19 protein-coding genes and 1 pseudogene are annotated in these 23012 nt (G+C 74.2%); 15 read left to right on the forward strand and 5 right to left on the reverse strand.

The window, feature by feature from the left end; translation table 11 throughout:
• Positions 1-986 (forward strand): hypothetical protein (locus E1193_RS17525; RefSeq protein WP_132184269.1); only part of this gene is annotated, 986 nt, incomplete at its 5' end.
• Positions 987-1016: 30 nt separating this feature from the next.
• Here the strand turns inward: E1193_RS17525 and E1193_RS17530 are convergent.
• Positions 1017-1259, reverse strand: a complete 243-nt coding sequence (locus E1193_RS17530; RefSeq protein WP_132184270.1) for a CPCC family cysteine-rich protein — start codon at positions 1257-1259, stop codon at positions 1017-1019.
• 187 nt (positions 1260-1446) lie between these two features.
• Entirely contained in the window at positions 1447-2241 is a 795-nt protein-coding gene (locus tag E1193_RS17535) for an SAM-dependent chlorinase/fluorinase (RefSeq protein WP_132184271.1), read from the reverse strand.
• A gap of 172 nt (positions 2242-2413) precedes the next feature.
• Between E1193_RS17535 and E1193_RS17540 the strand changes: the two genes are divergently transcribed.
• Positions 2414-2959, forward strand: coding sequence for a hypothetical protein (locus tag E1193_RS17540; RefSeq protein ID WP_132184272.1), 546 nt, complete (start codon positions 2414-2416; stop codon positions 2957-2959).
• A gap of 86 nt (positions 2960-3045) precedes the next feature.
• Here the strand turns inward: E1193_RS17540 and E1193_RS17545 are convergent, their stop codons facing one another.
• On the reverse strand, positions 3046-7653 hold the full coding sequence (locus E1193_RS17545) for an ATP-dependent helicase (RefSeq protein ID WP_132184273.1): 4608 nt from the start codon (positions 7651-7653) through the stop codon (positions 3046-3048).
• A gap of 177 nt (positions 7654-7830) precedes the next feature.
• Here E1193_RS17545 and E1193_RS17550 point away from each other — a divergent pair, with 177 nt between their 5' ends.
• From E1193_RS17550 to E1193_RS17595, 10 genes are all read left to right on the forward strand, one after another.
• A complete protein-coding gene (locus tag E1193_RS17550; protein WP_132184274.1) occupies positions 7831-8208 on the forward strand; it encodes a hypothetical protein in 378 nt (125 codons plus the stop codon).
• Between the two features lie 208 nt (positions 8209-8416).
• The gene (locus E1193_RS17555; protein WP_132184275.1) at positions 8417-11251 is read left to right on the forward strand and encodes a Na+/H+ antiporter subunit A; all 2835 of its coding nucleotides are present in this window, start codon (positions 8417-8419) and stop codon (positions 11249-11251) included.
• Positions 11248-11727, forward strand: a complete 480-nt coding sequence (locus tag E1193_RS17560) for a Na(+)/H(+) antiporter subunit C (protein WP_132184276.1) — start codon at positions 11248-11250, stop codon at positions 11725-11727. Before E1193_RS17555 ends, E1193_RS17560 begins: the two co-directional genes overlap by 4 nt.
• A complete protein-coding gene (locus tag E1193_RS17565) occupies positions 11724-13229 on the forward strand; it encodes a Na+/H+ antiporter subunit D (RefSeq protein ID WP_132184277.1) in 1506 nt (501 codons plus the stop codon). The genes E1193_RS17560 and E1193_RS17565 overlap by 4 nt, the downstream gene beginning before the upstream one ends.
• On the forward strand, positions 13226-13789 hold the full coding sequence (locus tag E1193_RS17570; protein ID WP_132184278.1) for a Na+/H+ antiporter subunit E: 564 nt from the start codon (positions 13226-13228) through the stop codon (positions 13787-13789). Before E1193_RS17565 ends, E1193_RS17570 begins: the two co-directional genes overlap by 4 nt.
• Positions 13786-14049, forward strand: coding sequence for a monovalent cation/H+ antiporter complex subunit F (locus E1193_RS17575; RefSeq protein WP_132184279.1), 264 nt, complete (start codon positions 13786-13788; stop codon positions 14047-14049). Before E1193_RS17570 ends, E1193_RS17575 begins: the two co-directional genes overlap by 4 nt.
• A gap of 2 nt (positions 14050-14051) precedes the next feature.
• Entirely contained in the window at positions 14052-14387 is a 336-nt protein-coding gene (gene mnhG / locus E1193_RS17580; RefSeq protein ID WP_132184287.1) for a monovalent cation/H(+) antiporter subunit G, read from the forward strand.
• A 159-nt stretch (positions 14388-14546) separates the two neighbouring features.
• On the forward strand, positions 14547-15905 hold the full coding sequence (locus E1193_RS17585; RefSeq protein WP_132184280.1) for a hemolysin family protein: 1359 nt from the start codon (positions 14547-14549) through the stop codon (positions 15903-15905).
• A complete protein-coding gene (locus E1193_RS17590) occupies positions 15902-16966 on the forward strand; it encodes a hemolysin family protein (protein WP_132184281.1) in 1065 nt (354 codons plus the stop codon). The genes E1193_RS17585 and E1193_RS17590 overlap by 4 nt, the downstream gene beginning before the upstream one ends.
• A gap of 234 nt (positions 16967-17200) precedes the next feature.
• Positions 17201-18136: a sporulation protein gene (locus E1193_RS17595; RefSeq protein WP_132184282.1), complete on the forward strand. Its 936-nt coding sequence runs from the start codon at positions 17201-17203 to the stop codon at positions 18134-18136.
• Between the two features lie 2 nt (positions 18137-18138).
• On the opposite strand, the gene E1193_RS17600 is transcribed toward E1193_RS17595, so the two are convergent.
• The gene (locus E1193_RS17600; protein ID WP_132184283.1) at positions 18139-19383 is read right to left on the reverse strand and encodes a bifunctional pyridoxamine 5'-phosphate oxidase family protein/GNAT family N-acetyltransferase; all 1245 of its coding nucleotides are present in this window, start codon (positions 19381-19383) and stop codon (positions 18139-18141) included.
• Between the two features lie 36 nt (positions 19384-19419).
• Here E1193_RS17600 and E1193_RS17605 point away from each other — a divergent pair, with 36 nt between their 5' ends.
• Positions 19420-20760 carry an aminotransferase class I/II-fold pyridoxal phosphate-dependent enzyme gene (locus E1193_RS17605; protein WP_132184284.1) on the forward strand — a complete coding sequence of 447 codons (1341 nt, stop codon included), beginning with the start codon at positions 19420-19422 and terminating at the stop codon, positions 20758-20760.
• Between the two features lie 272 nt (positions 20761-21032).
• On the opposite strand, the gene E1193_RS17610 is transcribed toward E1193_RS17605, so the two are convergent.
• On the reverse strand, positions 21033-21284 hold the full coding sequence (locus E1193_RS17610; RefSeq protein ID WP_132184285.1) for a hypothetical protein: 252 nt from the start codon (positions 21282-21284) through the stop codon (positions 21033-21035).
• A gap of 170 nt (positions 21285-21454) precedes the next feature.
• Between E1193_RS17610 and E1193_RS33235 the strand changes: the two are divergent.
• Positions 21455-21685: pseudogene (locus tag E1193_RS33235) on the forward strand (helix-turn-helix transcriptional regulator); the annotation flags it as partial.
• Positions 21686-22135: 450 nt separating this feature from the next.
• On the forward strand, positions 22136-22837 hold the full coding sequence (locus tag E1193_RS31955) for a UdgX family uracil-DNA binding protein (RefSeq protein WP_165945766.1): 702 nt from the start codon (positions 22136-22138) through the stop codon (positions 22835-22837).
• Positions 22838-23012 lie beyond the last annotated feature (175 nt).

Here is a 23012-nt window from a genome sequence, read left to right on the forward strand (position 1 = left end):
AGGGGACACTGCTCGGTGTGCCGCGGGTCCTCACCCGCCCGGCCACCCGGGTCCGCGCCCAGGTAGCGGCCGAGACCACCCTCGGCGGGACGGTGCAGGTCCACGCCCGGGGCTGGCGGGCCAGCGGCTGGACCGAGTGGCGCGACGCCACCGGCGGCGCGATCTTCGACCTTCCGGTCACCCGGGTGCAGGCGCGCGTGCTGATCACCGCCCAGGACCCGCGGGCCAACACCGCGGTACGCGCCGTCACCCTCACCGCCGACCACGCCGCCACCTCGGCCGCGCAGCCCGCCACCACCCCGCTCACCTACCGGGTCTTCGCCACCCGGATCGGTTTGGTCGGCGAGCAGACCGCCAACGGCCGGATCATCCAGCCGAGGGACCACTTCGTGGCGCTGCCCAGCCGACGTGGCCTCGCCCCGCTCGACTCCGGCGACTACACCGTCCGGGTGTGCACCGTCGGCGGCGGCCGCTGCGCGTACGCCCCGGTGTGGGACGTCGGGCCCTGGAACACCCGGGACGACTACTGGAACCCCAGCGCGGTGCGGGAGAACTGGAAGGACCTGCCGCGAGGGCTTCCCGAGGCGCAGGCCGCCTACCAGAACGGCTACCACGGCGGACGGGACCAGTTCGGCCGGGTGGTGCTCAACCCGGCCGGCATCGACCTCGCAGACGGCACCTTCTGGGACGGGCTCCGGCTGACCGTCAACGCCTGGGTCGACGCGACGTACCTGTGGACCGCCGGCGGACTGCGCGGCGTGGTCGGCTCCGGCCCGCTCAACATACGCAGCGGGGCCGGCACCGGGTACGCCACGCGCGGGCTCGCCGCCACGCACGCCCAGGTGCCGATCCAGTGCTACGTGACGGGCCAGACGGTCAGCGGGCCGTACCGGACCACCAACCGGTGGAACCGGCTGGCCAGCGGCCAGTACGTCAGCCACGCGTACCTCTCCGCCGTCTTCGGCGGCGCCGTACCGCCCTGCTGACCGCCGCCCAGGCTGCGGCGCGGTCTGCGGTCAGGGGCGCTCGTCGGGTCGGGGCGGGCGGACCATGTCCTGGTAGCGGGGATGGCTGGCGCCGTACACGGCGAAGTTCAGGCGGGCGTGGGTCAGGCTCAACTCACCGTTCGGGCCGCCGCGTACCTCCTCGGCGTCGGCGTCGCCCTGCCCGTCGTCGGTCCAGAAACAGACCGGGCAGGTGCCCCCACCGGTCCGGGACGCGCAGCAGGGACAGACCGCCGGAACCCAGAGCTCACCCACGAGTAGCAAGCTTTCCACATCGGAGGGGGCCACGGCAGGGGCGGTCGGCCCCCTCCGGGTCACCGGGCCGGTGACCCTCCCGGCCGCCGTCGCCGGCCGGCTCCGGTGCCCGCTCGTCGGGGCTGCTCGCCTCGCGACGCGGTCGTGGGCAGGGGCGCCACCCGGCCGGCGCCTGGCGCGGACCCGGTCAGCCGTTGCCCGTACCGGTCACCCGGATCAGGTCACCCGGGGCGACCCCGAGCAGGTCGACCGCCCGACCTCCGTTCACCGCCAACGCCAGCAGACCGGCGGAGTCCACACAGAGCACCAGCGCGCCGTCGGGCGCGTCGCCGAAGGTGCGCCCGCGCACGGCGGGACGACCGTCGACGCGCGGCTCGTCGGGCAGCGCGTCGAGCAGGTCGGCTCCGGCGGCGAGCTGCACGTTGCCGAAATGGTCGACGGTGAGCACCTCGGCGGCGAAACCGTCGACCTCGCGGCGCAGGGCCGGCTCGGGCAGGCGTACCAGGGTTGCCGGGTCGACGGCGGGCCCGGCCTCGGCCGGCGGCGCGCCGAGGGCGAGCCGGGCCGCCACCGGGGCGAAGACGTCCCGCCCGTGAAAGGTGGGCGACACCTCCGGCGCCAGCCAGGCCGGATTGGTCAGCTCGACCGCCGCGGACACGCCGCCCAGCTCGGCGGCGGCCGGCAGCAGCAGGCCATTGTCCGGCCCGACCAACAGCCCGCCGGGGGTGACCAGGGCGACACCTCGGCGGGAGGTGCCCACCCCCGGGTCGACCACCCCGACGTGCACGCCGTACGGCAGGAACGGCACGGTCTGGGCGAGCACCGCCGCGCCACGACGGATGTCGGCCGGTGGCACCAGGTGGGTCACGTCGATCACCCGTACCGCCGGGGCCAGCCGGGCGATCATTCCGTGGCAGGCGGCCACGAAGCCGTCACCGAGCCCGTAGTCGGTCGTCAGGGAGATCCAGGCGGTCGGGGTCATGCCCGAAGGCTAGGCCGGATTCCGGACGTCGGCAGACCCATGCCAGTTGTCGCGTGGCGCGTCACCGCCCGGCGACCGGGTCGCCGGGGCTCGCCCGGCTGGGACCGGCGGCGCTGACCGGAGAACCGGACCCAGGGTGACGGATCGCCCCGCCACCCGGCAGACTGCCGGAGTGACGAAGCACCCTCGTGCCCTGGCGGTCGCCCTGCTCTTGACCGCCCTCGCTCTCTCCGGCTGCGGCGACGACCCCAAGCCCGGCGACCCCTCGTGGGCCGACGGCTCCGCGAAGCCCGCGCCCACCGCCGAGGCGGCCCCACCCGGCGCGCCGCAGGAGGCCGCACCGACCGGCCGACAGCCCCGGACCCCGTCGGAGAGCCCGTCGACCCCGCCGTTCACGATGCCGAAGCGCGCCGCGGACGCGCCGGCCGCGCGCAAGGTGGTCGACGCGTTCAGAGCCGCCGGCCTGAAGGTGACGAACCTGCGCGACCGCTCCGCCGACTGTGGACCGAACGGGGCCGGTCTCGGCTGCGCCGAGCTGCTGGTCACCGACGCGGTCGAGGTGTACGTCTTTCCCGACGAGGCGAACGCCAGCAACCAGACCGACGTCTGGGGCGCCGACGCCTACCGCGAGGGAGCCGTGGTGCTCGGCTACGCCAACACGAAGACCGGGGCAGCGGAGCGCAAACGCTACAACGACGTCCTCGCCAAGCTGGGCTGAGCTGGCACCCCGCCCCGGCGTCGGCGCCGGCCGGGCGGGGATCAGCCACGACCCGCCGGATCCCGGTCGCGCCAGGGGCTCTCGGGTCAGCCGCGCAGCCGCAGCCCGCGCGGTGTGGCGCGGAAACCGGCGGCGGTGAGCGCGTCGCGCAGCGGCGAGGAGCGCACTGCCTCGCCGTCGGCGCGTTCCACCGACATCGTCCCGAGTGCCCCGGAGTGCACCGCGTCGGCCAGGGCCTTTCCGGCGGCGGCCAACGCGTCGCTGTCAGCGGTGAAGGAGAGGATCGTCCGCCCGCCCCGCTCGACGTATAGCACCAGGTCACCGTCGACGAGGGCCACCAGCGCCCCGGCCTTGCGACCAGCCCGGTGCCCGCTCGCCGGGACGGCTCCGTCGCCGGAGTCGACCACCCGCTCCGGCCACGGCAGCGCGGCACCGTACGGGTTGGCCGGGTCGGTGGCGGCGAGCACCAGCGTCGGGCCGCCCCGGCCGCGGCCCCCGTCGGCAGGGTCGGCGAGGGCCCGGATCCGATCCACCGCGCCGGGCACCGCGAACTGGGCCGCGCCCAGCCCTTCCACGAAGTAGCCCCGCCGGGCTGCGCCCCGCTCCTCCAGCGCGGACAGCACCGGGTAGACGGCGGCGAATCCGCCGGTCACCTGCTCGGCCATCACCGCGCCCCGGGTCACCACGCCGTGCCGGTCCAGCAGCAGGTCGGCCAGGGCGGCGGCCCGCCGGGTCGGGTCGGTGTCCCGATCGGGAAGCCGGGACCAGCGACCGGCCACGGTGGGCGGCCCGCCGCGGCTGGGCAGCGCCACCCGGCCGGGACGGCGGTGCCGGGTACGTGGGGCGGCCGGCCGGGACCGGTGCGCCCCGCCGCCGCCGAGCACCGCCCGTAGCGGGGCGAGCGTGTCGTTGGTGAGGTGACCCGCCCAGACCAGATCCCACACGGCGGTGACCAGCGTCGCGTCGTCGGGGCCGCCCACCCGGTCCGACAGGGCGCGGAAGAACAGCGCCTGCCCGTCGGCGAGCGCGTCGAGCACCGCGGTGTGCAGCGGGGTGAGGCCCAGCGCCTCGCCCGGCGGGGGCAGCAGCAGCGGGGCGGTCTCCGCGAACGCCAGGGTGACCCAACCGTCGCCACCGGAGATCGCGCCGGCGCCGGCCCAGAGCAGCTCGCCGCTGGCGCAGAGCTCGTCGAGCTGCGCGGGGGAGTAGTCGGCCACCCGGGCGGGCAGGACGAGTCGTTCCAGCGCGGACGCCGGCACCGCGGCCGCCTGGAGTTGCTCGACGGCGGCGGCCAGCGCCGCCACGCCCCGGCCCGACGAGCCGACCTGCTGCCAGCGGGGCAGGAACGCCGCGAGTGCCCTCGGCGGCACCGGCTCGATCTCCCGCCGCAGCGCGGCCAGGCTGCGCCGGCGTAGCAGCCGCAGCACCTCGGTGTCACACCACTGGATGCCGACGGTGTCCGGCGCGAACTCCCCGGAGACCACCCGGCCGGCGGCGGCGAGCCGGCGCAGCGCCTGCTCGACCACGAACACGCCGAGCCCGAACCGGGCGGCGCAGGTCGCCGCGGCGAACGGCCCGTGGGTACGGGCGAACCGGGCGACCAGGTCGCCGAGCGGGTCGGCCACCGGGGCGAGGTACGCCTCGGCGACCCCGACGGGCAGCGCCACGCCGAGCGCGTCGCGCAGCCGGGCGGCGTCCTCGACGATGATCCAGCGTTCCTCCCCGGCGATGCGTACCCGCAGCACCCGGCGGGCCGCGGTCAGCTCGGTGAGCCACCCCATCGGCACGCCCCGCTCGGCCAGCTCCGCCTCGGTGAGGTCGCCGACCACCCGGAGCAGCTCGACGACGTCCTCGGCGTCGCGGGGACGGCGCTGCCCGGTGCGCCAACGCAGCTGCCGCTCTGTCTCGGCGAGCACCGCCGGGTCGAGCAACTCCCGCAGGTCGACCCGGCCGAGTAGCTCGCCGAGCAGGGCGGAGTCCAGTGCCAGCGCGGCGGCCCGCCGCTCCGCCAGCGGCGCGTCACCCTCGTACAGGAAGGCGCCGACATACCCGAAGAGCAGCGAGCGGGCGAACGGCGAGGGGCGGGCGGTCTCCACCTCGACCAGACGCACCCTGCGAGCGGCCAGATCGCGCATGTGCTGGGCGAGGGCCGGCAGGTCGAAGACGTCCTGCAGGCACTCCCGGGCGGCTTCCAGGGTGACCGGGAATTCGGCGTACTCGCGGGCGACGTCGAGCAGTTGGGCGGCGCGTTGGCGCTGCTGCCAGAGTGGCTGGCGGCGGCGCGGGTCGCGGCGGGGCAGCAGCAGGGACCGGGCCGCGCACTCGCGGAACCGGGACGCGAACAGCGCGGAGGTGCCGACCGACTCCTCGACCAGCTGGTTGATCTCGTCGGGGTCGAAGGCCACCACGTCGGCGCCGGGCGGGGTGTCGGCGGTGTCCGGCAGGCGTACCACGATCCCGTCGTCCGAGGGCATCACCTGGGCGTCCACCCCGTACCGCTCGGCGAGCCGGCGACCGATCGCCAGTGCCCACGGCCCGTTGACCCGCGCGCCGAGCACGCTGTGCACGGCGATCCGCCAGTCGCCCAGCTCGTCGCGGAACCGCTCCACCACCACCGTGCGGTCGTCGGGCAGCGACCGGGTGGCGGCCTGCTGCTCGCGCAGGTACGCCAGCAGGTTTCCGGCGGCCCAGTCGTCCAGCCCGCCGGCGCGCAGCGCGGCGACGGCCTCGTCGTCGCCCTGGCGCAGCAGCGCGCGGACCCGGGCGCCGATGGCCCGACCCAGCTCCACCGGCCGCCCGAGCTGGTCGCCCTTCCAGAACGGCATCCGGGCGGCCTGGCCCGGGGCTGGGGATACCAACACCCGGTCGGGGGTGATCTCCTCGATTCGCCAGGACGAGGAGCCGAGCAGGAAGACGTCGCCGACCCGGGACTCGTAGACCATCTCCTCGTCCAGTTCGCCGACCCGGGCGGCGCGTTCCGCGCCGGCCAGGAAGACCCCGAACAACCCCCGGTCGGGGATGGTGCCGCCGCTGGTGACGGCGAGGCGCTGGGCGCCGGGGCGGCCGGTGAGCACGTCGGTGGCGCGGTCCCAGACGAGTCGGGGCCGCAGCTCGGCGAAGGCGGTCGACGGGTAACGCCCCGACAGCATGTCGAGCACGGCGTGCAGCGCCGAGTCGGGCAGCTCGGCGAAGGGCGCGGCACGGCGGACCAGCACGGCCAGGTCGCCGAGCCGCCACGGTTCGAGAGCCACCATGGCGACGATCTGCTGGGCCAGGACGTCCAGCGGGTTGCGCGGATAGTGCAGCTCCTCGATCGCGCCGGCGGCCATGCGTTCGGCGACCACCGCGCAGGAGAGCAGGTCACCCCGGTGCTTGGGGAAGACCACCCCCCGGGACACCGCGCCGACCTGGTGCCCGGCCCGGCCGACGCGTTGCAGGCCGGCGGCGACGCTGGGCGGCGCCTCGATCTGCACCACCAGGTCGACCGCGCCCATGTCGATGCCGAGCTCCAGGCTGGAGGTGGCCACCACGGCGGGCAGTTGCCCGGACTTGAGGGCCTCCTCGATGTGCTTGCGTTCCTCGCGGGAGACGCTGCCGTGGTGGGCCCGGGCGATCACCGGCGCCGCGCCGACCGCCGCGCCGGACTGCGCCATCACCTCCGCCGGCGGCCGGTCGGCCCGCAACGGCTCGCATCGTCCGTCCCGCCGCTGCGCTACGGGCCCGGCTGGGGCGGCCGCCAGCTCCTCGGCGGCCAGTTCGTTGAGGCGCGCGCAGAGCCGTTCCGCACTGCGCCGGGAGTTGGTGAAGACGATGGTCGAGCGGTGCGCACGGACCAGCGAGAAGACCCGTTCCTCGACAGCCGGCCAGATCGAGGCGCGGCGCGGACCGGGGCCGCTCAGCTCGTCCTCGGGCGGCTCCTGCTCGTCGAGGCGGGTCATGTCCTCCACCGGGACCTGGACGCTGACCTCGATGGTCTTGGGGGTGGCCGGTTGCACCACGTCGACCGGGCGGGCGCCGCCCAGGAACCGGGCGCAGGCGTCGATCGGCCGGACGGTGGCGGACAGGCCGATCCGCTGCGCGGGACGGTCCAGCAACTCGTCGAGGCGTTCCAGGGAGAGCGCCAGGTGGGCGCCGCGCTTGGTGCCGGCGACCGCGTGCACCTCGTCGACGATCACCGTCTCGACGCCGCGCAGGGAGTCGCGGGCGGCGGAGGTGAGCAGCAGGAAGAGCGACTCCGGGGTGGTGATCAGGATGTCCGGCGGGGTGCGGGCGAAGGCGCGGCGCTCGTCGGCGGGGGTGTCGCCGGTGCGCATGCCGACGGTGATCTTCGGCGGGGCGACGCCAAGCCGGGTGGCGGCCTGCCGGATGCCCGCGAGGGGGGCTCGCAGGTTGCGCTCGACGTCGACCGCGAGGGCCTTGAGCGGGCTGACGTAGAGCACCCGGCAGCGGTGCCGCGCCTCGGCCGGCGCCGGCTGGCGGGCCAGCCGGTCCAGTGACCAGAGGAAGGCGGCCAGGGTCTTGCCGGACCCGGTCGGGGCGACGACGAGCGCGTGGCGGCCGGCGGAGATGGAACGCCAGGCGCCGGCCTGCGCGGCGGTGGGCGCGGCGAAGGCGGCGCGGAACCACTCGCCGGTCGCCGCGCCGAAGCCGGTCAGCACCTCCAGCCCGGTCGCCCCGCCCGCCTGATCGGTCATGCCTCCATCCTGCCTCGCCGGTGTGACATCCCCTTCGGCTCGGACGCTGGGTGGGCAGGGGCGGTTCTTATTGGGCAGACCAGGCACGAGATCGTTACGTCCTGCGTAACTGGTTGCAAGTGGGCCGCAACATAAAGTAACTTCACTGGAGCGTGGCGTCGGGCAGAGGGGGATCGGATGACCGTCGAGCAGCACGGCCTCAGGTCCGGCACCGACGTGCTCATCCGCAAGGTCGACAGCCATCTGGCCGCCGTCCGGAGCAGCCTGCGCGGCTCCGAGCTCGAGCTCGCCGAGCATCTCGCCCGTTCCCTGCGCGAGTTGGTCATCTCCACCGCCCAGGCCAGCGCCGCCGACCGGGCTCAGGTGCGGGCCGCGGTGCACTACTTCGTGCTTCGCCGGGAGAGTCGCGGCAACCTGCTCTCGGTGCGCTCCCTCGCCGCCGCCCAGCGGGTGGTCAACAAGGTCGTCCGCCAGCTCGGCCGCCCGGACCTGCTGGTCGAGGCCCGCTGGGAGCGGGAGCCGGCCGTCCCGGCCGGCGACGTCGTTCTGCGCTGACTGGGTCGGACCGGTGGGTCGTGTGATCCCGGACGTGTACTCAGGTCTCGTAGCGTCCACGAGGCATCCCCGACTCCCCGCCACCCCGAGGGTCGAAACGGGCTGTTTTCGGTAAAATCGCCCGTAAGTTAGCGAACTGGCGTGTGATCAGTGCTGGCCGGGACAACTCCGACCCGGCGCGCGCCGCCAGCTCGACCGGGGAGGACGCGTGCTCGTACTGCTGCTCCTCCACGTGGTGGCGGCCCTCGTCGCGCCGCTGCTGGTGCGGTGGTGGGGCCCGCGTGCCTGCTACCCGCTGGCGCTCGCGCCGGCCGCCGCCCTCGGCTGGGCACTGGCCCGGACGTCGGCGGTCCGCGACGGCGGCGCGGTCGACGAGACGTACGACTGGGTCGGCCAGCTCGACCTGGACATCGCGTTGCGGATGACGACGCTGTCCTGGCTGATGACCCTGCTGGTCGGCGGCGTCGGTGCGCTGGTGCTGGTCTACTGCGGCCGGTACTTCGACCGGGGCGCGGCCGGGCTGGCCCAGCTGGTGGCGGTGCTGGTCGCCTTCGCCGGGGCGATGCTCGGCCTGGTCCTCGCCGACAACCTGCTCCTGCTGTTCGTCTTCTGGGAGCTGACCACCGTCTTCTCGTACCTGTTGATCGGCCACGACGCCGGCCGGCGGTCCAGCCGGTGGGCGGCAGCCCAGGCGCTGACCGTCACCACCATCGGTGGCCTGGCGATGCTGCTGGGTTTCCTGATGCTGGGCCAACAGGCCGGCAGCTACCGCTGGTCGGTGATCGCCGAGGCACCTCTGCCCGGCGGCGCCAGCCAGGTCGTCGCGGTGCTGCTGATCCTCACCGGGGCACTGTCCAAGTCGGCCATCATGCCGTTCCAGGCCTGGCTCCCGGCCGCGATGGCCGCCCCCACCCCGGTCAGCGCGTACCTGCACGCGGCCGCCATGGTCAAGGCCGGCGTCTACCTGATCGGGCTGCTCGCCCCGGTCCTCGCCGACAACGGGCCGTGGCGGCCGGTGGTGCTCACCCTCGGCCTCGTCACCATGATCGGCGGTGGCCTGGCCGCACTGCGGCAGTGCGACCTCAAGCTGCTGCTGGCGTACGGGACGGTCAGCCAACTCGGCCTGCTGGCGGTGGCGCTCGGCGCCGGCACCGCCGACGCCGCCCTGGCCGGGGTCGCCATGCTGCTGGCACACGCCCTGTTCAAGGCGGCGCTCTTCCTCGTCGTCGGCATCATCGACCACCAGGCCGGCACCCGTGACCTGCGGCAGCTCAGCGGGCTCGGCCGGCGCGCACCGGCGCTCGCGGGGGTGGCCGCGCTCGCCGCCGCGTCGATGGCCGGAGTGCCGCCGCTGCTCGGCTTCGTCGCCAAGGAGGCCGTCTTCGCCGCGCTCGCCGACCGGCCGTTGTTGCTCGCCGGCCTGGTGGTGGGGACGGCGCTCACCGCCGCGTACAGCATCCGGTTCGTCTGGGGCGCCTTCGCCACCCGGTCCGGCGTCGTACCCACCGAGGCCGCCCCGGCGCCGCTGCCGATGCTGGCGTCCTCGGCCCTGCTGGCCGCCGTCGGCCTGGTCGCCGGCGCTGCCGCCACCGGACTCGACGCGCTACTGCGGCCGTACGCCGAACTCTTCGGCACGCCGCACCAGAAACTGGCGCTCTGGCACGGCCTCACCCCGGCGCTCGGCCTGACCGCCCTGGCACTGGCCGGTGGCGTGCTCCTGCACGCGCAGCGCGGCCCGCTGACCCCGGCGCTGGTCCGGTTCCGCTCGCCGGTCAGCGGCAACCAGGGGTACGAGTGGCTCAGTCACCGCTTCGACCGGCTGGCCATCGAGATCACCGGCGCGACCCAGCGCGGTTCCCTGCCGCTGTACCTGGGGACCATCCTGGTCACGCTGGTGCTGGTGCCCGGCAGCACGCTGCTGGCCACCCGCCCGTGGGCAACACGGATCGCCCTGTGGGACACCCCGTTGCAGCTGGTGGTGGCGTTGGTGATCGCGGTCGCGGCGGTGCTCGCGGTCGGCGCCCGCCGCCGGCTCACCGCGATGCTGCTGGTCGGGGTGACCGGCTACGGCACCGCGATGCTCTTCGTGCTTCACGGGGCGCCCGACCTGGCGCTGACCCAGTTCCTCGTGGAGACCGCCACGATCGCGGTCTTCGTGCTGGTGCTGCGCCGGCTGCCGGAGCGCTTCTCCGCCCGTCCGCTGCGCCGCAGCCGCTGGGGACGGCGGCTTGTCGGGGTCGCCGTCGGCGTTGTCCTGTCCGGCCTCGCCCTGGTCGCCGCCACCGCCCGTACCGCCGAGCCGATCTCGGTGGCCTTCTCCGATCTCGCGGTCCTTGAGGGGTACGGCCGCAACGTGGTCAACGTGACCCTGGTCGACATCCGGGGCTGGGACACCACGGGAGAGATCGCCGTGCTGGTGGTGGCCGCCACCGGGGTGGCGAGCCTGGTCTTCGAGCGGTCCCGAACCGGCCCCCGGCCCCGCCGACGGGACCCGGCCGGCCGCCGGCGCGACGACCGGCCGGTGTGGCTGCACGGCGGCCCCACCCTCCGGGAGCGACGCCGGTCGATCGTTTTCGAGGTGGTCACCCGGCTGATGTTCCACACCGTCGTGCTCTTCTCCCTCTTCCTGCTCTTCTCCGGCCACAACGCCCCCGGTGGGGGCTTCTCCGGCGGTCTGGTGGCAGGCATGGCGCTGGCGCTGCGGTACCTCGCCGGCGGCCGGTACGAACTGGCCGAGAGCGCCCCGGTGGGCGCGGGCGCCGTGCTCGGCGCCGGGCTGGCGATCGCCGTCGGCGGCGGCGTGGTGTCCCTGCTCACCAGTGGCGTCCTGCTCGACAGCGTCCGGGTGGACCTGCCGCTGCCCGAACTCGGCAATCCGTACCTGGTGACCTCGCTCTTCTTCGACGTCGGTGTCTACCTGATCGTGGTCGGCCTGCTGCTGGACATCCTGCGTAGCCTCGGCGCCGAAGTGGACCGGCACATCGAGGCGGCCGGCAAGCGCGAGCGGGGCCTCGTCATCGACCCGGGCGGAGAACCGACGTGAATCCGGGCGGCGCGGGGCCGACCCTGGTGCTGGTGCTCGCCGTCGGCGTGCTCGCCGCCAGCGGGGTCACCCTGCTGTTGGAGCGCAGCCTGACCCGGATCCTGCTCGGGGTCATCCTGCTCGGCAACGGCGTGAACCTGCTCATCCTGCTCGGCGGCCGGTCCGGCGGTGCGCCGGTCGTGGGCACCGGCCCGCCCGGCGGTTTCAGCGACCCGCTTCCGCAGGCGATGGTCCTCACCGCCATCGTGATCACCTTCGGGTTCACCGCCTTCGTGGCCGCCATGGCGTACCGCAGCTGGCACCTCACCGGAGACGACGAGGTGCAGGACGACCTGGAGGACCGGCAGGTCGTCCAGGTCGCCGGACGCGACGGCATCGGCAGCACCGACCCCGGTGAGGAAGGGCCGGGCGGCTCCGAGCAGGCGGACCCCGGGTCGGCCCGTCGCCGGCTGCGCAGACCCGGAGGCCGGCCGTGACCCGGCTGGTTCCGCTGCCGGTGGTGGTGCCGCTGCTCGGCGCCGCGCTGACGCTGATCCTCGGCAGGTGGCCCCAGGTGCAGCGCACGATCAGCGTGGTCGCGCTCACCGCCAACCTGGTCGTGTCGGTGCTGCTGCTGGTCGAGGCGTACCGGCACGGACCGGTCGTGGTGCAGGTGGGCGGGTGGCCAGCCCCGGTGGGCATCGTGCTGGTCGCCGACCAGCTGGCCGCGCTGATGCTGGTGGTCTCCTCGGCGGTGACCCTCTGCGTGCTGCTGTACTCCATCGGGCAGGGCCTCAGCGAGACCAGCGAGTCGGCGCCGGTCAGCATCTACCACCCGACCTACCTGGTGCTGACCGCCGGCGTCACCAACGCCTTCCTCGCCGGGGACCTGTTCAACCTCTTCGTCGGCTTCGAGATGCTGCTCGCGGCGAGCTTCGTCCTGATCACCCTCGGCGGCACCGAGGCGCGGATCCGTACCGGCTCCACGTACGTCCTGGTCAGCGTCCTGTCCTCGCTGATCTTCCTGACCGCGGTGGCCCTGGTGTACGCGGCCACCGGCACCCTCAACATGGCGCAGCTCGCCGCGCGCCTCGACGCGCTGCCCGACGGCGTACGCCTCGGGTTGCAGCTGACGCTGCTGCTCGCCTTCGGCATCAAGGCGGCGGTCTTCCCGGTCTCCGCCTGGCTGCCGGACAGCTATCCGACCGCGCCGGCCCCGGTGACCGCCGTCTTCGCCGGCCTGCTCACCAAGGTCGGCGTCTACGCGATCATCCGGACCGAGACGTTGCTGTTCCCCGGCGGAAAGGTCGCCAGCCTGCTCATGGTGGTGGCCGGCCTGACCATGGTGGTCGGCGTCCTCGGCGCGGTGGCCCAGTCGGACATGAAACGGCTCTTCTCCTTCACCCTGGTCAGCCACATCGGCTACATGATCTTCGGGGTGGGGCTGAGCACCGTCGCCGCGCTCTCCGGCGCGATCTTCTACGTGGTGCACCACATCACCATCCAGACCACTCTCTTCCTCGTCGCCGGCCTGGTCGAGGAACGCGCCGGCAGCACCGACCTGCGCCGGCTCGGCGGGCTCGCCCGACTCGCCCCGCTGCTGGGGGTGCTCTTCTTCGTCCCGGCGATGAACCTGGCCGGCATCCCGCCCTTCTCCGGCTTCCTCGGCAAACTGGGCCTGCTCCAGGCCGGCGTGACGGCCGGCGGCCCGCTGGCGTGGACGCTGGTCGTCGCCGGGACCGTCACCAGCCTGCTCACCCTCTACGTCGCCTCCCGGGTGTGGAACCTCGTCTTCTGGCGGGCGCCGCGGCTGGCCACCGACGAGCCGTTGGTCCGGCTGCCCGGTTTGATGGTCGGCGCCACCACCGCACTGGTGGTGCTGGGGCTGGGGCTCACCTTCGCCGCCGGCCCGCTCTTCGGCGTCACCGCCGACGCCGCGTCCGACCTGCGGCGGCGCACCCCGTATGTGGAGGCAGTGCTGCCCGGTGGTGCGCCGTGACGGCCGCGCCCCGGCCCGGCCGCTGGCGGGACCAGGCGATCGCCCTGGGGTGGCTCATCGCCGCCTGGAACCTGTTCTGGGGCGAGGTGAGCTGGGGAAACCTGGTCGGCGGGGCACTGGTCGGCGTGGCGGTGCTGGTGTTCTTCCCGCTGCCGCCGGTCACCTTCGCCGGCCGGCTGCGGCCCCGGGGACTGCTGGTGCTGCTGGTGGCGTTCGCCGTCGAACTGGCCAGCGCCAGCATGCACGTCGCCTGGATCGCCGTACGCCCCGGCTACCAGCCCCGCGGCGCGATCATCGGGGTACGGCTGCGGGTGCGCAGCGACCTCAACCTGGCCCTCACCGCCGAACTGCTCTCCCTGGTCCCCGGCACCCTGATCGTCGACGTGGACCGGGACGAGGGCGTCCTCTACGTGCACGTCCTCGACGTGCGCGGGCCGCAGGACCTCGCCGGCAGCCGGAAACGAGTCCTCGCCGTCGAGGACCGCATCGTCCGGGCGGTCGGCTCCGACATCGAGCTGCGCCTGCTCTGCACCGACCCTGACCGGAGGTCCGAGACATGACCGTCGTTCTCGCCGTCGTGCTGACCGTGCTGCTGTCGGTCGCCGCGCTGCTGGCCCTGATCCGGATGTACCGGGGACCGTCCCTGCTCGACCGGGTGATCGCCGCCGACCTGCTGCTCGCCACCATGATCGGCGCGGTCGGGGCCGAGGCGGCGGTCAACCGGCACGCCACCAGCCTGCCCGTGCTGGTGGTGGTCTCGCTGCTCGGCTTCGTCGGCTCGGTGGCCCTGGTCCGCTTCGCCGTCCGGGAAGAGTCGTGAGCGTGCGGGTCGTCCTCGACTGGCTGGGGGCGTTGGCGCTGGTGGCGGGCGCCCTGCTCAGTCTCGCCGCCGGGATAGGGGTGCTGCGTTTTCCGAGCGTGCTGGACCGAATGCACGCGGCGACCAAGCCGCAGGTGCTCGGCGTGTTGCTGCTGCTGCTCGGGCTGGCGTTGCGGCTGCGTACCCCGGCCGACCTGGGCATGATCCTGCTGGTCGGGGTCTTCCAACTGGCCACCGCGCCGGTTGCCGCGCAGATGATCGGCCGGGCCGCGTACCGGTCCGGGCGGATCGACCGGGAGCAGCTGGGCACCGACGAACTGGCCGACCGGAGGAAATAGGGACGGAGGGCGCCTTTGTCTCCTCCGTCAGCGAACCTCCAGCGACCGCCGATAGAATCACCGAATGATCGACTCTTCTGCCCAGGAGGGCAGCAGTAGCCAGCCGGGTCGTGCCCGGCATCCCCTCGGCCCGACGACCGCGGGAGCCCTGAGCGGCCCGTGTTGATCGTCGTAGGTCTCGTTCTCATCATCGCCCTCACCGCCGCCACCGGTTACTTCGTGGCCCAGGAGTTCGGCTACGTGGCCGTGGACCGCGGCCGGCTCAAGCAACGCGCCGACGACGGCGACCAGGCGTCCGCCCGGGCTCTCGAGGTCACCAGCCGGCTCTCCTTCATGCTCTCCGGGGCCCAGCTCGGCATCACCGTCACCGCCCTGCTGGTCGGTTACGTCGCCGAGCCGTTCCTGGGCGCCGGGCTGGCCGAGCTGCTCGGCAGCGCCGGGGTCGCCACCACGGTCACCCTGCCGCTGTCGGTGGTGCTGGCCCTGACCATCGCCACCGTGGTGCAGATGGTCCTCGGTGAGCTGGCTCCGAAGAACCTCGCCATCGCCCGCGCCGAACACCTCGCCCGGGCGCTCGCCCGCTCCACCCTGATCTATCTGAAGGTCGCCGGCCCGGTGATCAAGCTGTTCGACCGGGCCGCGGTCCGGCTGCTGCGCCGGATCGGCATCGAGCCGATCGAGGAACTGCCCAGCGGGGCCACCCCGGAGGACCTGGAGCAGATCATCGCCGACTCCCGCGAGGGGGGCCACCTCGACCTGGAGATGTCCACCCTGCTCGACCGGGGCCTCGACTTCCGGCAGTTGACCGCCGGGGAGGCCATGGTGCCCCGGGTCGACGTGCACAGCGTACGGGCGCACGAGCCGGTCAGCCGGGTGGTCGAGCTGCTCGACACCGGCCACTCCCGCTTCCCGGTACGCGGCACGGAGGGCGTGGACGACCTGGTCGGCGTGGTCGGCATCGCTGACGTGCTCGGAGTGGCCCCGGCGAAACGGGCGACAACCCCCGTCAGCGCGGTGGCCGTACCCCCGTTGCTGGTGCCCGAGACGCTGCCGCTGCCGACGGTGCTGGACCGGCTCCGGTCCGGGCACCGGCAGCTCGCCTGCGTCGTCGACGAGTACGGCGGTTTCGCCGGCGTGATCACGCTGGAGGACATCGCCGAGGAACTGGTCGGCCCGATCCGCGACGAGGACGACCCACCGGAGCGGTCGCCCGCGCGGCAGGAGGACGGCTCCTGGGTGGTGCCGGCGCGGTGGCGGATCGACGAGGTTGCCGACAGCACCGGGATCGCGCTGCCCGAAGCCCCCGAGTACGACACCCTCAGCGGCCTGGTGATGCGGGAGCTGGGCCGGGTGCCCGAGGTCGGTGACCGGCTGGAGATCAGCCTTTCGGCCGACGGCGAGGAGCCGCAGGAGCAGCCGAAGGCCCTGGTCGAGGTGCTGGCGGTGGACCGGCACGTGGCCGACACGGTGCGGCTGCGGCTGGCCGGCGCGGTCCGCGACGGGGAGGGTGCCGCATGAGCGCCGGCCTCGCCCTGTTCGTCTCGGTGCTGTTGCTCGCCCTCAACGGGTTCTTCGTCGCCGCCGAGTTCGCGCTGTTGGCCGCGAAGAGGTACCGCCTGGAGCAGTCCGCCGCCGGTGGGGGCCGTGCGGCCCGGGCCGCGCTGGACGGCGTCCGGGAGCTGTCCCTGATGCTGGCCGGCGCGCAGCTCGGCATCACGCTGTGCACGCTGGGGCTCGGCGCGCTCGCCGAACCGGCGATCGAGCACCTGCTCAGCCCGCTGCTGCACGCCGTCGGGCTGCCGGCCACGGCCAGTCACCTCATCGCGCTGGTGTTCGCCCTGGGAGTGGTGACCTTCCTGCACCTGGTGGTCGGCGAGATGGCGCCGAAGTCGTGGGCGATCACCGACGCCGAGCGGTCCGCGATGCTGCTGGCGCTGCCGTTCCGGGCCTTCGCCCGGGTCGCCCGGCCGGTGCTGTCGGCGCTCAACGCGCTCGCCAACGCGATCCTGCGGCTGGTCGGCGTGCAGCAGCAGGACCAGCTCGCCCAGGTGCACGGCCCGGACGAGCTGCGCATCCTGCTGGAGCAGTCCCGGGAGCACGGGCTGCTCGGCGCCGAGCAGCACCAGATGCTGACCAGCATGCTGGAGCTGCAGGCCACCACCGTCGCCGACGTGATGGAGCCGTTCGACCGGATCATCACGGTCCGCCGGGACGACACCGCCGAGCGGGTCGAGGAGGTCAGCCGCGACAGCGGTCGATCCCGACTCGCCGTGCTCGACCCGTCCGGGGAGGTTTGCGGCCTGGTCCACGTGCGGGAGGCGGTGCGGGCGGTCACCGCCGGCCGGCCGGCGACGGCCGGGGAGTTGATGACGCGGGCGTTCACCCTGCCCGCCGAGTCCTCGGTCACCGAGGCGGTGGCCGCCATGCGCGCCGATCAGTCCCAGCTCGCGCTGGTCCGCAACGGCGGCGGCCCGACCCGGCCGATCGGCTTCGTGGCGCTTGAGGATCTGCTGGAGGAGGTCATCGGCGAGTTCGACGACGAGACCGACCCGGTGCCGCGCGGGCGGCGGCTGCGCTGACCCGCGTCACCGTCCTGACCGGCCGCCGGGCCATCCGTGACCCGGCGGCCGGCTTGATTTCGCGGCGGCGGTCGGCTTGTCCGTGTGGCGCCGGTCGGCTTGTCTGTGAGCCGGCGGTCGGCTTGCCCCATGAGGCGGCGGTCGGCTGAGGAGTGCCACGCCGGACAGCGGGAAAGCGCTGCGACGACGGTGACGGCCGGCGGGACGCCGGGCCGGGGCGGCGGGAGCGGCGCGATGCGGTTGACGGGGGTGGCGCGGGAGTCCGGCGGGACCGGGCTGGCGGTGAGCACCATCCTGACCAACCCGAGCACCCGACCCGGCCTGCGTCTGCCCGGACGGGTGCTGCTCACCGCCGGCCGGGACGACGTGCCGGTCCGGCGGATCCGGCTGGGCCTGGTCGCGACCGCCGAACCCGAGGATCCGGATTCGCCCCGCCGGTTGGTGCAGTATCACCAGGTGCCGATCGCCGGTCGCTTCGTGGTGCCGGCGGGGCGGCGTCGGGCGGTCGACTTCGCGGTGCCGCTGCCCTGGGAGAGCCCGGTGACGGTTTTCGGCGAGGTGCCGTTGCTGGCGCTGCGCACCGGGTTGCGCACGGAGGTCTCCGTCGACCCCGAGCGGGACCAGGGGGCGATGGTGCCGGTTCTCGTCCACCCGCTCCCCACCCAGCAGCACGTCCTGGCCGCGTTGGAGACGCTCGGATTCGTGCTGCGGCAGGCGGGCCTCGTACAGGGCCGGCTGCCCGGCGTCCAGCAGACACTGCCGGTGCACCAGCGTCTCGGGTACTGGGTGGCGCCGTTGTACGCCGGCCCGATGACCGAGCTGGAGGTGATCTTTCTGGCGAACTCGGCGGGCCTGGAGGTGCTGCTCTGGGTGGACCGCCGGCTCTCCCTGACCGGGATCAGCCATCAGAGCATCAGCCGGTTCCGGACCTGGCACTCCGGATCGGAGCGGCGGGAGTGGGTCGCCACCGTGGACGGCTGGCTGCGCGAGACGATCAGCCGGCATGCGGCGGCGGCCGGACACTCCGACTGGTCGGCCCCGGTCACCGAGTCGGCGCACGTCAGCCGCCCGCCGGACCGGCCGGTGGCGCCCGGGTACGGCCTCGGCGGCACCGCCGGCGGCCCGGGCATCGGCGGCGGCAGCGGTGGGGGTGGCGGCGACGGCAGCTGACGTCACCCCGCCGGTGCCGCCCGGCGAAGTCTCTCCCGTAGCCTGGCCTGTGCCTGCGGCCACTCGTTGACGGTCATCGCGTACTGGACGGTGTCCCGCCAGGAGCCGTCGGGGCGCTGCCGGTGCATCCGCAGCACGCCCTCCCGGGTGGCGCCGAGCCGCTCGATGGCCGCCTGCGAGCGGCTGTTGCGGATGTCGGTGTGCCAGACCACCCGCACCGCGCCCAGGTCGTCGAAGGCTCGGCCGATCAGCAGCAGCTTCGCCTCGGTGTTGATGCCGGTGCGCCACCAGGGCCGGCCCAGCCAGGTGTGCCCGATCGCCACCGACCGCCGCTGCGGGTCGATCTCGTAGTAGGAGGTGCTGCCGACCACCGCCCCCGTCCGCGCGCAGCGCTGCACCCACGGCACCCGCTCGCCGCGGTGCGCGGCGGTGAGGGCCGTGGTGACGATCGCCCTCATCCCGTCCGGCCCGGTCGGCAGCGGGTTGGTCAGGTAAGCGAAGACCTCGGGCTCGGCGGTGGCGGCGAAGAGCTCGTCGGCGTGGGCCAGATCCAGCGGCTCCAGCAGCACGTGCGCGCCGCGCAGCGGTGCCGGCTCCCGCCAGGGCGGCACCGGCGCGCGCAGGTACGCCGGCACCGGCGCGGTCACCCCGGCGTCCGGCTCGGGCAGCCCGGCGGTCAGCCGCAGCGGCACCACCCCGGCCCAGTGCGGAAGTTCGAGGTCGCCCGGCTCCTCCCGGACAGCACCGGCGCGGGCCCGCACCGACACCTCCCGCAGCGGCAGGGCCAGCACGGCCGTCTCGGCCAGCTCCCGGCGGCTCGGTGGGCGGCTGTCGGCGCTCCGCCCGACGCCCACCTTCTCCACCAGCGCGGTCAGCACCTCTCGCTTCTCGTCCTCGCCGGTGATGAGGTGCGCGACGCCGTGCGCCACCACCGAGCGGTAGTTGGCGCTGTGGTGGAACTGGGAGCGGCCGTAGACCAGCCCGTCGAGCAGGGTGACCGTGACGCACACCGGCAGCCCGGCGTCGCCCCGGGCGGCGAGCAGCGGCCGGCTGCCGGTGGAGCCGTGCAGGTAGAGGGTGTCGCCGACGCGCACGTGCAGGGTGGGCAGCAGTCGGGGCTCGTCGTTCACGGTGAACCCGAGCACGCAGTGGTATGCCTCGTCGAGCACCCGGTGCGCCGCCGCGCGGTCGTAGCTCATCCGGTCACGCGAGCGGCTGGCGGTGGTCCGGGTGGTCTGGGCGTACATGACATCCCACCTTTGTTCTAGTACAATCTTCTGACTGTGGCAGTACGTTATCAGATCGGCGGAGCGACGTCCGCCGCGATTTCGGCCAGCGTGGAAGCGGGCATTCGCTCCGGCGCGTTGGAGCCGGGCGCGGTGCTGCCCGCCGTCCGGGCGCTCGCCGCCGGGCTGGCCGTCAGCCCGGCCACCGTCGCGCGGGCCTACCAGGAGCTGCGTCAGCGGGGCCTGGTGGTCACCGCCGGCCGAAACGGCACCCGGGTCCGGCCGCGCCCACCGGTCGCCGCCCGCCGCGCCGCACTGCGTCCGGCGCCCGCGCCCGGCAGCCGTGACCTGTCGCTGGGCCAGCCTGATCTACGGCTGCTGCCCCCGCTCGGCGCGCACCTGGCCGTGCTCGCCACCGAGGTCGGCCCACCCGTGGGGTACGCCTTGACCGCCGTGCTTCCCGCGCTCGCCGAGGCCGCCCGGGAGCGCCTCACCGCCGACGGCGTGCCCGCCGACGAGGTCACCGTGACCGGCGGCGCGCTGGACGGCATCGAGCGGCTCCTCGCCGCCCACCTGCGCCCCGGCGACGCGGTGGCGGTGGAGGACCCGGGCTGGGCCAACCTGCTCGATCTGGTGGCCGCGGCGGGCCTGCGGCCGGTCGGCGTGCCGGTGGACGAGGACGGCCCCACCGTGACCGGCGTGCAGGACGCCCTGGCCCTCGGCGCGCGGGCGCTGGTGGTGACCAGCCGCGCGCAGAACCCGACCGGCGGCGCTGTCTCCGCCGCCCGTGCCGCCGCGCTACGCGAGCTGCTCGCCGGCCGTCGCGACCTGCTGCTCGTCGAGGACGATCACGCCGCCGAGTTGGCCCACGTCCCGTTGCACCCGCTCGCCGGGGCCACCCCGACCTGGGCCTTCGTCCGATCGGTGAGCAAGCCCTTCGGGCCCGACCTGCGGCTGGCCGTGTTGACCGGCGACGAGGCGACGGTGGCCCGGGTGGCCGGCCGGGCCCGGGTCGGCGCCGGCTGGGTCTCCACCGTGTTGCAACGTCTCGTGCTGTCGCTGTGGCGCGATCCGGCCACCGCCGCGCTGGTGCGTCGGGCGGGGCAGGATTACGACCGGCGCCGTGACGCCCTCCTCGTCGCGCTGGCCGACCGCGGGTTGACCGGGCACGGCCGTACCGGCATCAACGTCTGGCTGCCGGTGCCGGACGAGACGGTCGCGGTGACCGCGCTGCGCGACGCCGGCTGGTCCGTCGCGCCGGGCGCACTCTTCCGGATCGGGGCCGGTCCGGCTGTCAGGATCACCGTCAGCACCCTGGACGACGCTGAGATCGGGCCCCTCGCCGACGCGATCGCGCTTGCCGTGCGTCCGACGGGTCCGGCTGGCTTCACCGCCTGAGAACGCGCTGCTCCGGGCCGGTGCCGGGCGCACCTCGCCGTCAGCGGACCTGGCCCCGGATCGCGGCCCTGGCCGTCAGGACTCGCCTCGGATTGCGACACATCGTGGTGTCCGCGGCGCGTTTACCGCAGGATGCCGCACATTGAGACGGTCGGCGAGATCCATTACTGCTGGCGGCGGCCCTGGTCCATGCGGTCGGTCCGTGAGCGGCATCCACCGAGGGTGAAGGTTCCGCCGTGCCATTGCCCCCGGAAACAGCGGTCATCCGTCGCTCATGGATGGTCGCGGTGCTCCGCCGGCCGGTCCTGTCGGGTTTCGTGGTCGGGGTCGCTGCCGGCGCTGGCGGAGGGATGTGCCGGCCGTGATGCCCTGGGCAGCACGACGTGGCCGCGGTATCCGGGACCCAGGACAGCGCCTCGGTCGGGTGGTGGGGCGCCCACCACGCTGCTGTCTGCCGGCGGTATCACCGGGGCGAAGTCCGGCCCGCCCAGGTCGGCCACGTCCGCCGCTTCACCGTCGCCCATGAGTGCTCCCTTGTCTCGGCACCACCACTGACGTCGGGCAACCACGCCGTTCCGAGCAGGCTGGTGACGTCCGCGCCGGTGACCTCGCCGCGCTCCTCGTGCAGGTCCTCTGCCTGCGCACCGCAGTATATCCTGTCATCCATTATATTGGGCGGATTGCTCCTCGGGCGATGACAGAACCGGCCTTCTTCATCCTCACCGCGCTACTCGATGCGCCACGCCACGGCTACGGGATCGTCGCTGACGTGACGGAACTGCCCCGGGGGCGTGTCCAGCTCAAGATCGGTTCCCTGCACGGGGTGTTGGATCGACTCGTCACCGACGGCCTGGCGGAACTCGACCGGGAGGAGGCATGGCAGGGCCGGCTCCGCCGTCACTACCGGCTGACCGGGCGGGGCCGTCGCGCGCTTGCCGCAGCGGCGGAACGGCTGGCCGCTAACGCCCGCAACGCCTCGGCCCGGCTACGCGCGCAGCAGAGCCCGATCGCGGGAACGACGCCGTCACGAGCCGGCTGGAGGAGCGCTGCCGCCCCCTGCTGCCCGCCGACTACCGGCGCCAGTGGGAGGACGACATGGTCGCCGCCTGCCTGGAGAGAATGGCCACCGACGATGCGGAGGCCAACGCGGACTTCGCCGACCACGGCCGGCCGCGGTTGTCCTTGCGGTGGCCGCGCCCCTGGCGGTACTCGCCATCCGAGCACTGCGCCGGCTCCCCGCGGTACCCACCGAACCGCCGAACTCCACCGCACCGACCAGATGAGGAGTCGGCCTGCCCGCCACCGTCGTGAACGCCCCGGCGGTGCAGGGCGGGTCCGCCGCGTGCGTACCGCCGTGCGGGGTAGAACTGTCCGCATGGCCGAGCAGACCAAGGCACCCGGTGCCCAGCAGTTCATCCCGCCCCAGGCCGACACCCTGGACCGGTTGCGTGCCGCCGCCGCCGGCTGTCGGGGCTGCGAGCTGTACCGGGACGCCTCGCAGACCGTCTTCGGGCGGGGTGACGAGAGTGCTCGGGTGGTCTTCGTCGGTGAGCAGCCCGGCGACATGGAGGACCAGAAGGGCCTACCCTTCGTCGGCCCGGCCGGGCGGCTGCTACGCAGGGCGGTGGACGACGCCGGGATCGACCCGGCCCACATCTACCTCACCAACGCGGTGAAACACTTCCGCTTCGAGTTGCGCGGCAAGCGGCGGATCCACCAGACGCCGGACCAGGCGCACATCACCGCGTGCCGGCCCTGGCTGGTGGCCGAGTTCTCCCGGCTCCACCCGGAACTGGTGGTGGTGCTCGGGGCGACCGCCGCGAAGGCGCTGCTCGGCCCGGCGTTCCGGGTCACCCGGCAGCGCGGTGAGCTGCTGCCCTGGCCGGCGTCCGCGCAGCGGCCGGAGGACTTCGCCCGGGTACCGGTGGACAGCGCCGGAACGGTCGCCGACGCGCCGGCCGCGCAACTGCTCGCCACCATCCACCCGTCCGCCGTGCTGCGGGCCGACGACCAGGACAAGGCGTACGAGGGGCTGGTCGCCGACCTTACCGTCGCCGCCCGCGCCCTCACCCGCTGACCGCTCGGGCCCGGCGTCGCGGAGCACCCGCCCGCCGACCTCGCCGCGCTGGGTCGGGTGGGGCCTGGGCCTGGGCCTGGGCCGAATATGCCGCAACCTGTGCCATTCGGCCCGCTGATTGAGCCGGAATGCGGCAAGTCGTGCTGGCCGGGGTCGCCGGCCACCCGGCGGGCGT

This window comes from Micromonospora sp. KC606 (genome assembly GCF_004348675.1).
In the GTDB taxonomy this organism is placed as follows: Bacteria; Actinomycetota; Actinomycetes; order Mycobacteriales; family Micromonosporaceae; genus Micromonospora.